The sequence below is a fragment of the Bradyrhizobium genosp. SA-3 genome, assembly GCF_004212635.1.
Taxonomy (GTDB): Bacteria; Pseudomonadota; Alphaproteobacteria; order Rhizobiales; family Xanthobacteraceae; genus Bradyrhizobium.
The window spans coordinates 25,762-37,558 of sequence record NZ_PSRT01000004.1 but is presented as its reverse complement, the minus strand read 5'-3'; the positions used below and the strand labels follow the sequence as shown (position 1 = coordinate 37,558).

The following is an 11,797-nucleotide window of genomic DNA, read 5'->3' as shown; positions in this document are numbered from 1 at the left end:
CTCGCTTGTGTCACGGGTCCCGGAATATGGCAATTTCGGTGCCTTCAGGGGCGATTTTAGCTGTTCGCCTCGGTTGACTTTGCCCCACTGCTTCGCCCATAAACGCGCCCGGTCGCGCCCCGATACGGGTTGTCGCGGCCTTCACGTTCCATGGCCGTCTTCGGTCCGCCGGCAAGGTCCGGCCCGATAGTGCTGCCATCGAGCGGGGGAGTGTCCCGAGTGGCAAAGGGAGCTGACTGTAAATCAGCCGCCTCATGGCTTCGCAGGTTCGAGTCCTGCCTCCCCCACCAGCCTTCGCTCGCTTCGCGAGCTACGGCTGGGCAAGCCAGCTCAGAACATCATGATGCGAAGCCAGCGAAGGCTCCACGCCGTAGCCGGTAGGCGTAGGCGGGCTATCGACCTGATTGATCGCGGCCACGGCACGCTCACCGAAAGCAAAACGCCCGTCCGCATCACGCGAACGGGCGCCTCGTTGGCTGAGCCGATCTGAGATCAGTAATAGCGGCGCAACACGCGGTGACCGCCGTAGTACGGTGCGCGGCGATGAGCGTAGCCATAGCGCGGACCGTAGCCGTAGTGCACGCGCGGCAGATAGCCATAGCGCGGGCCGTAGCCGTAGCGATACGGACGATAGTACGGGCGGTGATAGCGATAAGCGGCACGATAGCCGTAACCATAGCCATAATTGGCGGGCGCGACGACCGCGTCCTCACGATAGGTCGGATACGGCGCGAAGGCGCCCGGGCCGGTGTAGGTCGGCCCCTGGTTGACGTAATAATACTGCGTGGTCGGCTCGGCGAGGCGCTCATAGGCTCCATAGCCGTAGCCGTACCCATAACCATAGCCGCCGCAGCCGGTGTTGCAGCCGGAATAGACCGGCGCAACCGGCGCGCACGTGGTGAAGCCGCAGGCCGCGGCGGGCGCGGTAGCGACGAACATCACGGCAGCCGCCGCGACCAGTCCCGAAATCATCTGACGCATTACTCTCTCCTGTTGATTTCCGTTTTTTGGGTTTTCACGTTTGCTAACCCGGCGGCTTGCCGGGGATCTCTGTATGCGGCCGTGGCCGAGGGCGCCGAGGATGGTCGTTGATCTCGGGCGCGAAGATCACCGGCGGTGGATCGACGGGCACGTCCATCTGCGGCGGCAGCGGCGCCGATTGCGCGCCCCAGCTCTGGTGGTAGCTCTCGGCTGGCTTGGGCAATTTGCGGTTCGCAGGCGGCTCGACCTCGAGCCGGCCGTAGCCGGGCCGCAGGCCCAGCGTCGGATAATAATGGCCGACGTCGTCGGGCTGCCGCTCGGCGATATAGCGCCCGCCATAGATCGTAGGCTGCACCTGCTGGTTCTTGCCGAGGCCCCAGACGCCCTCGACGACGCTATAGGACGCGTCGATGTTGTTGATGATGATCGGCACGCCGGGACGGCCGGGAACGACGATATCGAAGCCGCCGTCGGCAAGCGCCGTCGCAGGCAGTCCGATCAAAAAGGCAGCGAGCGCCGCAGCGCGCATGAGAGGCCCCCGGTTATCCGGCGACAACCTATCCGATAGCGACGCAGAGAGGGTTAAGGCCCGCTCACCAATTTCCGGTAAGCCTAATGTGCAAGGATTGCGCGCTGCTCAAATGCTGCAAACCGCACTAGCGAAGCGTTAACGGCATCGAGCGCACCGGCCGGAACCATGCTCACATCCGTTTGACCGTCCAGCTGCGAAAATCGACCGGTTTCACCGGAACGTCCGACGCGCTCGGCATTTAGCCCCCGTTCAATCACAACGGGAGCCAAACAATCATGAATATCAAACTCCTCGGCGCCGTCGCGATCGCGACCACCACTCTCGCGGGCCCCGCGATGGCACAGGCGGTGGTCAACAATCCTGCCCGCTGCTCGGCCCAGTTCCCGGATGCCAACTGCCAGAACCTCGGACCGGGAAACCCGTACACCGACAGGGGTTATCGCCATCGCCGCATGTCCTATCGGCAGACCAACAGCGGCGACTGGAATAACGATTGGAACAGGAGCCGCACCGGCTTCTGGCCGACCGATGTCGCGGCGGGTGTAGCTGGTGCCGCGATCGGCACCGCGGGCGCGATCGCAACCGCTCCGTTCCGCGCCTGGGACAATTCCTACGCCTACGACCGTTCGTGGGACAATCGCGGCTGGGACACCCGCACCTATGCCCAGCGTAACGGCTTCGTCTGCACGCCCGGCACTTACTTCAAGGGCGACGACGGCCGCCGGCACATCTGCCAGTAAGCGGCTCACGTCGAACGCGACACATCAGGCGGCCCGCAAGGCCGCCTGATTCATGTCTTGCGACGACGATCGCGGTTCTGGCACTTTCCGACCAAGTCTGATATTGCGGCGCGCAAGGGTGGACGGCCCCGGCATGTAACGGCCCCTGCCCGCTTTCTCAGGCGTCGCCGGCTTAGCTCAGCGGTAGAGCAGCGGTTTTGTAAACCGAAGGTCGGGGGTTCAATCCCCTCAGCCGGCACCAGCTTTTGACGCACGGCTCTCAGCTCGAATGCTTCGGCACACTGCTTTGCTGGAAACGCTCGGCGCCGGCGATTTCCGCCCAGGCGTGTTTCGACTGCTCGAAAATCGATCTGACGGGAGCCGGGTAGTTTGGGTCCGCGATCGCACCGACGGCAACAGCGATCATCGCGGGTAGATTGTCGGCTTTCCAATAGACCGTCGAACCGCAGTCGGCACAGAAATAGCTGCGGACCTTGCCACCGCTTGCCGCTGTCCGAACGTACGCCTTGGGCGCTCCTGAGATCGTGACGACGTCAGCAGGATAAAACGCACCGATGCCGAACGGCGCACCCGTTCGTCGCTGGCAATCGATACAGTGACAGGCGACGACCAGACTGGATGGCCCCGGAAGCGACAGCGCAAGAGCGCCGCAACTGCATTTGGCATCGATCATCGGAATACTCCAGATTCACATCCGTCGCATCGCCAACGCGAGGTGCAAAACATCACTTGCATCCCAGCGTCTTGAAATCACCGGCGATTCTGCTCATGCTACCTGTAATTGCGCACTCAGTATGTTTTACGATCGGCCGAGATGGTTCTTGGAACGCAGCCGCCTTCGGGCAATTGATCCAGCCGCCAGAGCCCGAGGCTCTTGTCGCGCCAGCCGCCACCGCCCTCCTCGCAACGCTCGTTGATCAGCGCGTGCGGCGCCGGCCAGTCGAACGGCGACTTCTCCATGTTCAGCGCCCGCCAGTCGCCGTCCTCGCAATCGCGATTTGCATCCCATTCCGGAAAGGTGGTGGTCAGCAGGAAGCGCGCGCCGCTCTCCCGGAACCGCGCGAGGGGGCGATCGATATTCGCAAGGCTCAAATGCACCAGACAGTCCCGGCAGAGAATGACATCCGCACGCGGCAGCGTATCGCGCGTGATGTCGGCAACGAGAAACCGGCCCGACGACCCGCCGCCTGCCACACGCCGCCGGTTGGCCTCGATCAGCGACGGCACGATGTCGATACCGGTGTAATCGACATCGAGCTTCAGGCGGCCGATCCATCCGGCATCGCCGCAGGGCGCATCGAGCAGCGAGCGCGCGCCGAGCCGTTGCAGCAGGGGAGCAAGCGCCTCCCGGATCGCGGCGGTCGCGGGGTCCTCCGAGCCGAGGCCCGACACCGAAGTCGCCGCGCCCCAAGGTTGGTCCGCTCGATCCGCTCGAACCGGGCAGCGAGATCGAGGCCGGCGAAATTCTCGCGGTCGGCGAGGAAACGTTCGTGAGCGAGCACGGGAGGACGATTGGAGATCATCGGACTAGGTCAAATCAAGTGGCAAGCCAGTGTACAGGATCCAATCGTCTCGGAGATGGCCGATCCCATAGGGCCAGACCGGAACCAAAGACGTGCGTCGCTCGTTCTCGACCCATGCGGATCAGGGAAGAAAACCGAAACATGTTTTTGCTGGCGACGGTGACGCTGTGCTGTGGCGCCGTGGCCGGCACAGTTGCGCTGTTCGAGCCGGCGCCAACACCTGATCCGGCAAAGCAGGTCGCCCAGCGGATGGCGACCGCCGTCAGCGCTCAGAAGACACCGGTTCGGGTGGTCGGCGCGCCGTTCGAGCCCAACGTCAATCCGCGCCAGCGCTAGCCGTCACTGCGGCGATACCTCGTTGCCCTTTTCGGGCCGGCCATGGGCACGCGCCAATTCCTCGACAAACGCGATCACCTCCGCCCGCTTGTCGGGCGGCAGCGACAGGAATGCGCGGACGAGCCTCAAGCCCTCCGCTTCGTCCATCCGTTTGTCTTCGGCATTCATCCGACCAATGTCGGGCGATCGGGAAAAATATGCAATCCCCTTTGCAAACGGACCCTTGATTCGGCGCGGCCGCTTTGTTGGAATGGGGGGCGCGGCTGAGGTGGATCATGAAGTGGATCAGGGAACGCGACGCACTGATCGCGCAGACACTGGCCTTCGTCCAATCGGTGACTGGCAAGAAGGATGATTTCCTTCAGCCGGGCGCGCCGTCGGATTCGCCGGCGGCGACCGTCGAGATCGTCGCCGTCGAGCCCGTCACGGCCGAGATCGAGCCGCCCCAGTCCTCTCCGCAGCCTCAGCCCGTCAAGCTCCCGCCGGCGCGGGCAAGCGGCGACTTCCGCAGCGAGATGCAGGCCCGGATTGCCAATTTCCGCAAGCATCAGGAGCGGTTCGAGCGCGAGCGCGAGGAATATTGCACGGCCACCCTGACCAAATTGTGCGCCGCCATCCGCGACCCCTCCCCCCGTCCACCGGCCGATAAGTAGGGCCGGTTCTCCAGTCGGGAGCCTATAGCCAGGACCACACCAGCCAGAGATTGGCCGCGCAGGCACCAAACAGCGCCAGCGTCAGGGGCAGGAGCATGTGCCCGCAGGAGGTTTTCAGGTCGCTCGTCATGGCCGAAAACATCCGCTGATTCCGGCCGGAGAGTCCCAGGGATTCTTTTTTTGGGAATTCAGGACTCATTAAGGACTCAGGGCCCGACCGCTCCGATCACGGCGCCGTGATCCGGCCGCCGGCCGGAACCCCTCACCCGCAAAGTCGTTAACGGGCTTTCCTGGAGTGGGAAGAATGCCCTACGCCCTGTTCTGCAACGAGGCCCAGATCAGCAAGGCCTATCCGAGCGAATCCGACGTCTGGAAGCTCGCGCAGCGAAGTGGCCTCGTCGTCGACGTGATCGCGGACGACGAGCAGCGGGGACCGCGCCGGGTGCTCGACAACGACTACGAGATTGCGCCCTGCCAGGCAGCTCAGGGCGAGGACCCCGCCAAGAACAAGGCCGAGGCCGACCAGCAGTCGAGGATGGAGCTTGAGCTGTTATCTTGAGTCAGGGGGTCGCGGTCGCGAGAGACGCCTGCTCGCCCGCCAGGGCCACGCAGGCCTTGCGGCGATGCAGCCCGCGGATCGCGCCAGTGACCTTCAGCACCTTGCCCGACGGACAGGAGGCGTCCTTGACGAAGGCGACCTCATAGGGCGCCAGCATCAGGGGTTCGGATTTGAGGATTGTCTGTGCAGAGCACGGCAGGCAGGTGAAGCACGAGAGCACCACTGCCGACACAAAGATACGCATGTCCGTCGTCCCACCAGCCCGATAATTCTCATATAACGCGTTCCGGAGCGCGAGTTCCGTAAATCGCAAAAATTATTTTTGCTTTACCCCGGCCCCATGACGCGCGTGAGAAGGCGCGCCCGCGCTGTTTGCAAGCAAATGACGCGCCAGATGGTTCACGTAAAGCAAACGGAAGGCCGGCAACGGGATCTGGACAAACGAAAGGCCGGCGGGAGCCGGCCTTTGTCAGATCCTGGTCGTGAGCGGTAGGTCAGTAGCGCGAGGCCGCCGGCCCGCCCCAGCCGAACCGATAGTTCACACCGACCTTGACGGTATGCTCGTCCTCCCGGCCACGGACGCCGACGATGTCGCCGGGCCGGAGGTGAAGGTGGTGCTGCCAAAGTTGTAATACTGGTACTCGGCCTTGGCCGACCAGCTCGGCGCGAACATGTATTCGAGGCCGGCGCCGACGGTGTAGCCGTCCTTGCTGTTGCCGGTGGTGGTGAAGGTCTGCGGCACCCCGGCGATGTTCACGCCAAGACCGTTATTGCGCCAGGCATAACCGCCCTTGGCGTAGAGCAGCGTTGGTCCCCAGGTATAGCCGATGCGACCGGTCACCGACCCGAGCTGGTCGGTGTTGGACGTCACCTGCGTGCCCAGCGGGAACGTGACGCCGTTGTTGTTGGTCGGCAGCCAGGAATACTGGGCCTCGATACCCACCACCCAATTGGGCGCGAACTGGTAGTCGAAGCCGCCCTGCACGCCGCCGAGGAAGCGGGCGTCGCTCGACTGGAAGCTGTTGTCGCCGGCGAAGGCGCCGCCGACATGGCCGCCGATGTAGAAACCGGTCCAATTGTAGATCACCTGCGGCGGCGTATAGGCCGGCGCCTTGGTGTAGGTACGCGGCTGCATGTCGGCAGCAGCGGCCGGCGCGGCCAGCGCCAGCAGCGCGACTGCTCCGAGCAAAAACCTCTTCATGATCATCCCCGTGCTTTCAAATTCGACCCTCAGCAAACAACGTGGCGTGAATTTGGTTGCTTCGCGACGATGCCGGAACGTTGATCGTTCGTTACTGTGACGGGGTGGCAACAGCGCGATTTTGTTCCGTCACGTCGCCTTGCGCCGGCTGCTCTCGTCGCCTGCGCAGGGCCTGCCGTGAGGATTTGTCGCGAGACGAAACCGCCCCGTTCAAAGCTCGCCAAAATGTGATCCAGCGGCTCCGGCGCGATCCGTCCTATCACGAGGCGATGAAGGCGGGCTTTGCGCTACCGCGTCATCTTTTCCAGTTCCGGAAAGGGTGCGTAAACCGCACCGGCACAGAGCTCGCTCGTCCGATCGACGACGCGGTCGCTCCGCCCATTGACGAAAATCACGGCGCGCTCGCGCATGCCCTTGTAGCCGCCATCGGTCTCGCGCGGGGTGAAGTGCAGGCAGCTCACATAGAATTGGCGCCCGCCAACCTCGCGCAGCACCGGATCAGCCATGCTGGCGTCGCGCACTCCGACCGGATTGTTCAGATAGCTGCGCATCAAGGCCAGCGTGTCGCCGCGGAAATTGTCGGGAAACGGCTGCGGCCCTCCGGCCTGGGTCCCACCCAACAGCGTTGGACGATCACCGTCGCTGCCGAAACATGCCGCAAGCGCCAACGGCAACGCCAGGATCACCGCACATCTCGCCAATCGCCCCACAGGCCCCGCTCTCCGCTCGATCAGATTCGCAGATGTTCTAGCCCCAAGCTTCTACGAACCCAAGCCCGCACGATCCCAACCCTGCATGAAGGGAGTTCGCCTGCAGCGGCGCAACGACGCACCGGCCCGCCGCCGACACCTCGAGCTTTCGCGCGAGGCACGGCGAACGGACCGGGCCTGAATTCCGCACGCGGCGGCGGGGCAATGCCAGGGATGCCGCCGCGCGGGATCAGTCGTCAGTTGCGCTTGTCAGATGTCACCGGCTTGGTCACGTCCGGCTGCGCCTTCAGCGTCTCCTTGGCCGTGACCTGCTTGTGGTGATGGCGATGCTTGCGCACGGACTTGTGCTCGTCGGGGGTGGCGGCGGCGTTGGCGTTCATCGCCTTCGACTTGGTGTCCACCTTGGCGTCCGCCTTGACGTCGGAAGCCTTCGTGTCGGCCTTGACGCCCGCATCCGGTTTGACGGCAGTGTTCGCCGCCTTGGTCTGACTCTGGTCCGCCTTGATCACCGGCGCGGTCGTGGTGGTCTTGCCGGCTTCAGCGGCGAAGGCCGGGGCTGCGATCACGGAAGCGGCGAGCAAGGCTGCGGAAATGGTCTTCAACATGGTGGTCTCCTCTTGGAAGGATCTTGAGGCGGCGCCCTCTCGTCACCTCTTCGATCGTGGGTGGGAGCCTAGGGGCTGCGCACTGAACCCGGTCTGAAGGCCGTTGCAGGCTTCCGTTCATCTCGATGACAAGTTTGTCATCTGCGGCAGGACGAATAGATCGTGCGAGGCGGGAATGTTTTTGCCCCACGGGTGTTCCGGTCTTCGGGCAATCGTGTAGGATCGCCACGTTCCATACCGGAGAACTTAGATGCGCAAACTCTCAATGCTTGTTGTGCCGGGACTTGTCGCCATGACGCTGGCGGCTGCACCGGTGCTGTCCAGCGCCTATGCCGCGGGCAGCGACGAGCCCTCTTCGCCGCCGAAGTCGGACAGCTCGTCCAAAAAGGGCAAGAAGAAGAGCTCCTCCGTCAGCGATCCCAAATTCCTTGCGGCCTATCGCACCGCCTATACTGCGATCTACGACCGTCACGACTACACGGGCGCGATCGATCAGCTGAAATCGCTCAAGCGCGACGACGTCGCCGATGTCGCAAACCTGATCGGCTACTCCTATCGCAAGCTCGGTGATTACCAGTCCTCGAAGGACTATTACGAGCTGGCGCTGAAGGACGATCCGAACCACGTCCGCACCTGGCAGTATTACGGCCTCTGGCAGCTCGAGCAGGGCAACCGCGAACAGGCGCAGTATCACCTCAACAAGGTCGCTTCGCTCGCCGGCACCGACAGCTCCGAATATCGCTCGCTCGCCGCCGCGCTCGATAAGCCGACCGGCGCGACGCTGATCTACTGAGCCGTCGGTCTACTGAGACCTCGCATCTTCGAATGAATTGAACGGGCACAACCTTGGGGTTGTGCCCGTTCCACTTTCTCGGCTAGCCTCCCGCACCAAATCTTTCCCTCGCAAATTGGTGCGCAATGGACCCGTGGCTGCGATCCGCGATCGACTACATTAGCTCCTGGATCGAATTCCAGCTGACGACCATCCAACAGCCCGGCGTCATCGTCGCGTTCGCCCATCGCGGCGAGGTCGTCGCCGAGCACGCATTCGGCCTTGCCAATCTCGACACCGGCGAGAAGCTCACGCCCCGCCACCGTTTCCGCATCGCCTCGCACTCGAAGAGCTTCACCTCCGCCGGCATCATGAAGCTGCGCGAGCAGCGCAAGCTCCGGCTCGACGATCCGGTCGGCCAATATGTCGGCGGCCTGCATCCGCGCGTCGCCGAGACGACGATCGCGCAACTGCTCTCGCACAGCGCGGGGCTGACGCGCGACGGCGCCGATTCCGGCCAGTTCATCGACACCCGCCCCTATCTCAACGCGAACGAGCTGCTCGCGGAATTGAAGCTGCCGACCGCGGTCGAACCCGGCACGCGCTTCAAATATTCCAACCATGGTTTTGGCCTGCTCGGTGTCGTCATCGAGGCCGTGACGAAGGAGCCTTACCCCGCCTGGATCAAGCGCGAGATCATCGAGCCGGCCGGCTTACGTGAGACCGAACCGAATGCCCCCCTTGCCAAAGGCAAGCCATTCGCGTGCGGCCACACACGAAAAGTGCCGTTCGGCGCACGCTGCGTGATCCCCGGCGACAATCCCGCGCACGCGATGGCCTCCGCCGCAGGCTTCGTCGCGACTGCCGGCGACACCGCCCGCTTCTTCGCGCAGCTCGCACCCAATGCGAAAAAGAGCGTGCTCTCGGTCGCGAGCCGCCGCGAGATGACGCGACACCATTGGCGCATCCCGCAGAGCTTCGAGGGCTACTACGGGCTCGGCGTCAACGCCGGCAAAACCGACGGCTGGGACTGGTTCGGCCATGGTGGCGGTTTCCAGGGCTACATCTCCCGGACCTGCTCCATTCCTGATTGCGAGCTCGCGATCAGCATCCTCAGCAACTCCATCGACGGCGCTGCGCCGTTCTGGATGGACGGCGCGCTGCAGATCCTGCGCGTGTTCAAGACACGCGGCGCGCCGGACCGGCGCGTGCGCGACTGGACTGGCCGCTGGTGGACGATCTGGGGAGCCACTGATCTCGTGCCCGCGGGCAATCGCGTGCTCGTCGCCAATCCGCAGTTCAATAACCCATTCATGGATGCCGCCGAGATCGAGGTCACCGGCCGCGACACCGGCAAGCTCGCCTGGGCCGCCGGTTACTCCAGCCATGGCGAGCCGGTTCGCCGCGTCCGCGACAAGCGCGGCAAGGTGAGCGACATCTGGATCGCCGGTGCCAACGTCAAGCCGGAAAAAGTCGTCGCCCGCGAGATCGGCCGTCGATATCAGCCGCGCAAGCGCCGGCCTATTTAGCCGGAGCATGATCCTATCGGAAAACCGCTACGCACTTTTCCGGATCATGCTCTATTCCCTGATCAACGTCTCGACCTCACTCCGCATCGACTGCCGCGAACCGTCGCGCGAATAGAACATGTGGCCGCCGGGATAAACGACGAATTTCACGCGCTGCGTGACGAAGGCCGGCAACTGGTCGAGCACGCGCTTCGATCCGAAATAGGGCGTGGCGAGATCGAACAGGCCGTGCGCGACCAACACGTTCAGCTTCGCGTCGGTGGCGAGAATCTGGCGCAGCTCCGACACCGATTGCGGCGGGTTGAGGCCGCGGCCGAAATCCCAGTGCCCCTCGACACTGCCGTTCAGGACTTCATAGGACCCGTCCGGCCGCCAGTTGAGCTTGCGCGTGAGGACATCAACCGCGGCACTCGTGAGTGGCGCCTGGAGTGCATCGCCCGAGGGATCGCCAAAGCGCGAGCTGCCGGAATCCGGATAGGGATCGAAACCGCGCACGGAGCCGTCGTAGCGTCCCGTCACCTTGCCGTTCTTGCGATCGAATTCGCGGCGGAATTCACCGACGTCGAACCGGCCGGCGAGCCTGCGGCTCACCGCCTGGTCGATACCGGTGAGCTCGGCGACTTTGTCGGCGAGCCGGTTGGTCGCGTCCCTGTCCGCCTCGCCCTTGACGAGATCGGCCAGGAATTCGCCGCGCGCATAGGCCTCGACGTCGGCGAGATCGGCGCGCGTGATCGGTCCCTTGGCCTCGCGCGCGACCGCCACATAGCTCGGCAGTGTCGCGACATATTGCAGCAGGCTCGTGCCGGCGAACTCGCGGAAGTCGAACAGCGGCGAGACCAGGATCAATCCCCTGACGCCGACCCCATGCTGGAGCTGCAATTGGCGCACCACCTTCGGTCCGCGAATGCCGCCATAGCTTTCGCCGGCGACGTATTTCGGCGAGGTCAACCGGTCGTGCTTTTCGAGCCAGCGGCGGATCACGAGCGCGATCGAATTGACGTCGCCGTCGACGGAATAGAAGGACTTGCGCGCGTCCTCGCCGCTCGCGACGAAGCGGCTGTAGCCGGTGCTGACAGGGTCGATGAAGACGAGATCGGTGAAGTCGAGCCAGGTCTCCGCGTTCGGCTTCACCTCGGGCGAGGCCGATGGCGACAGGGCTTCGCCGTCGAGCGGCAGCCGCCACGGCCCCGCGGCGCCGAACTGAAGCCATGCCGAGGACGCGCCGGGCCCGCCGTTGAACAGGAACGTCACCGGCCGCGTCGCGCGGTCGGCACCATCAAGCTCGTAGGACGTGTAAGCGATGTCGGCCAGCGGCTCGCCCTTGCCGTCGAATACCCGGATCGAGCCGGCGGTCGCGGCGAAGTTGAGGGTTCGGCCAGGCAGTTCGAGCGTCTGCTTCGTGGTCGAATCCGGCGGCAGACGGTGCAGCTCGGCCACCGACGGCGAAGCCGGCGTAGCGCTTTGCGCGCCACCACCACGCCCGCCCTTCTGTCCGGCTGGCGACAGCGCCTCGGAGCGGGGCTGCGGCGGATCATCCGCGCGCGCCAATCCCGCGAGCCCGAAAGCCGACACCGCCAGCACCAGCATCGCGTGGCGGAGCACCGGCAAACTCAAAACCATGATCGTTCTCCGTGCCCGGCTCTGAAAGCCGGTGCG

At 64.3% G+C, this 11,797-nt stretch carries 15 protein-coding genes, 2 tRNA genes and 2 pseudogenes; 8 read left to right on the top strand and 11 right to left on the bottom strand.

Annotation, left to right across the window (positions count from 1 at the left end; genetic code table 11):
• Positions 1–204: 204 nt before the first annotated feature.
• A tRNA-Tyr gene (locus CWO91_RS01910) sits at positions 205–290 on the top strand.
• 202 nt (positions 291–492) lie between these two features.
• Here the strand turns inward: CWO91_RS01910 and CWO91_RS01905 are convergent.
• Both CWO91_RS01905 and CWO91_RS01900 read right to left on the bottom strand, forming a co-directional pair.
• Complete coding sequence (locus tag CWO91_RS01905; RefSeq protein WP_130212017.1) at positions 493–981, bottom strand: hypothetical protein; 489 nt, start codon at positions 979–981, stop codon at positions 493–495.
• Positions 982–1,024: 43 nt separating this feature from the next.
• On the bottom strand, positions 1,025–1,510 hold the full coding sequence (locus CWO91_RS01900; protein WP_130212016.1) for a hypothetical protein: 486 nt from the start codon (positions 1,508–1,510) through the stop codon (positions 1,025–1,027).
• Between the two features lie 278 nt (positions 1,511–1,788).
• Here CWO91_RS01900 and CWO91_RS01895 point away from each other — a divergent pair, with 278 nt between their 5' ends.
• On the top strand, positions 1,789–2,253 hold the full coding sequence (locus CWO91_RS01895; RefSeq protein ID WP_130212015.1) for a hypothetical protein: 465 nt from the start codon (positions 1,789–1,791) through the stop codon (positions 2,251–2,253).
• A gap of 166 nt (positions 2,254–2,419) precedes the next feature.
• Positions 2,420–2,494 (top strand) — tRNA-Thr (locus CWO91_RS01890).
• Positions 2,495–2,512: 18 nt separating this feature from the next.
• Here the strand turns inward: CWO91_RS01890 and CWO91_RS01885 are convergent.
• Both CWO91_RS01885 and CWO91_RS01880 read right to left on the bottom strand, forming a co-directional pair.
• Complete coding sequence (locus tag CWO91_RS01885; protein ID WP_130212014.1) at positions 2,513–2,926, bottom strand: GFA family protein; 414 nt, start codon at positions 2,924–2,926, stop codon at positions 2,513–2,515.
• 116 nt (positions 2,927–3,042) lie between these two features.
• Positions 3,043–3,776: pseudogene (locus CWO91_RS01880) on the bottom strand (class I SAM-dependent methyltransferase).
• 141 nt (positions 3,777–3,917) lie between these two features.
• On the opposite strand from CWO91_RS01880, the gene CWO91_RS01875 reads away from it, so the two are divergent.
• A complete protein-coding gene (locus tag CWO91_RS01875) occupies positions 3,918–4,112 on the top strand; it encodes a hypothetical protein (RefSeq protein WP_208752966.1) in 195 nt (64 codons plus the stop codon).
• Between the two features lie 3 nt (positions 4,113–4,115).
• Here CWO91_RS01875 and CWO91_RS42630 read toward each other — a convergent pair whose 3' ends face one another.
• Positions 4,116–4,259: a hypothetical protein gene (locus tag CWO91_RS42630; protein WP_165405176.1), complete on the bottom strand. Its 144-nt coding sequence runs from the start codon at positions 4,257–4,259 to the stop codon at positions 4,116–4,118.
• 128 nt (positions 4,260–4,387) lie between these two features.
• Here CWO91_RS42630 and CWO91_RS01870 point away from each other — a divergent pair, with 128 nt between their 5' ends.
• Entirely contained in the window at positions 4,388–4,765 is a 378-nt protein-coding gene (locus CWO91_RS01870; protein WP_130212012.1) for a hypothetical protein, read from the top strand.
• A 22-nt stretch (positions 4,766–4,787) separates the two neighbouring features.
• Here CWO91_RS01870 and CWO91_RS42625 read toward each other — a convergent pair whose 3' ends face one another.
• On the bottom strand, positions 4,788–4,964 hold the full coding sequence (locus CWO91_RS42625) for a hypothetical protein (protein ID WP_165405175.1): 177 nt from the start codon (positions 4,962–4,964) through the stop codon (positions 4,788–4,790).
• 105 nt (positions 4,965–5,069) lie between these two features.
• Between CWO91_RS42625 and CWO91_RS01865 the strand changes: the two genes are divergently transcribed.
• Positions 5,070–5,324 (top strand): hypothetical protein, encoded by a 255-nt coding sequence (locus CWO91_RS01865; protein ID WP_130212011.1) that lies wholly within the window; start codon positions 5,070–5,072, stop codon positions 5,322–5,324.
• A gap of 1 nt (position 5,325) precedes the next feature.
• On the opposite strand, the gene CWO91_RS01860 is transcribed toward CWO91_RS01865, so the two are convergent.
• The 4 genes and pseudogenes from CWO91_RS01860 to CWO91_RS01845 form a co-directional block, all read right to left on the bottom strand.
• Positions 5,326–5,568: a DUF6719 family protein gene (locus tag CWO91_RS01860; protein ID WP_027560017.1), complete on the bottom strand. Its 243-nt coding sequence runs from the start codon at positions 5,566–5,568 to the stop codon at positions 5,326–5,328.
• 250 nt (positions 5,569–5,818) lie between these two features.
• Positions 5,819–6,525: pseudogene (locus CWO91_RS01855) on the bottom strand (outer membrane protein).
• Between the two features lie 287 nt (positions 6,526–6,812).
• Positions 6,813–7,208: a hypothetical protein gene (locus CWO91_RS01850; protein WP_130212068.1), complete on the bottom strand. Its 396-nt coding sequence runs from the start codon at positions 7,206–7,208 to the stop codon at positions 6,813–6,815.
• 263 nt (positions 7,209–7,471) lie between these two features.
• On the bottom strand, positions 7,472–7,840 hold the full coding sequence (locus tag CWO91_RS01845; protein WP_130212010.1) for a His-rich protein BRANT: 369 nt from the start codon (positions 7,838–7,840) through the stop codon (positions 7,472–7,474).
• 250 nt (positions 7,841–8,090) lie between these two features.
• On the opposite strand from CWO91_RS01845, the gene CWO91_RS01840 reads away from it, so the two are divergent.
• Positions 8,091–8,633 (top strand): tetratricopeptide repeat protein, encoded by a 543-nt coding sequence (locus CWO91_RS01840; RefSeq protein WP_130212009.1) that lies wholly within the window; start codon positions 8,091–8,093, stop codon positions 8,631–8,633.
• Between the two features lie 125 nt (positions 8,634–8,758).
• Entirely contained in the window at positions 8,759–10,141 is a 1,383-nt protein-coding gene (locus CWO91_RS01835) for a serine hydrolase domain-containing protein (protein ID WP_130212008.1), read from the top strand.
• 51 nt (positions 10,142–10,192) lie between these two features.
• Here CWO91_RS01835 and CWO91_RS01830 read toward each other — a convergent pair whose 3' ends face one another.
• Positions 10,193–11,761, bottom strand: coding sequence for a S10 family peptidase (locus tag CWO91_RS01830; RefSeq protein ID WP_130212007.1), 1,569 nt, complete (start codon positions 11,759–11,761; stop codon positions 10,193–10,195).
• Positions 11,762–11,797: the final 36 nt, after the last annotated feature.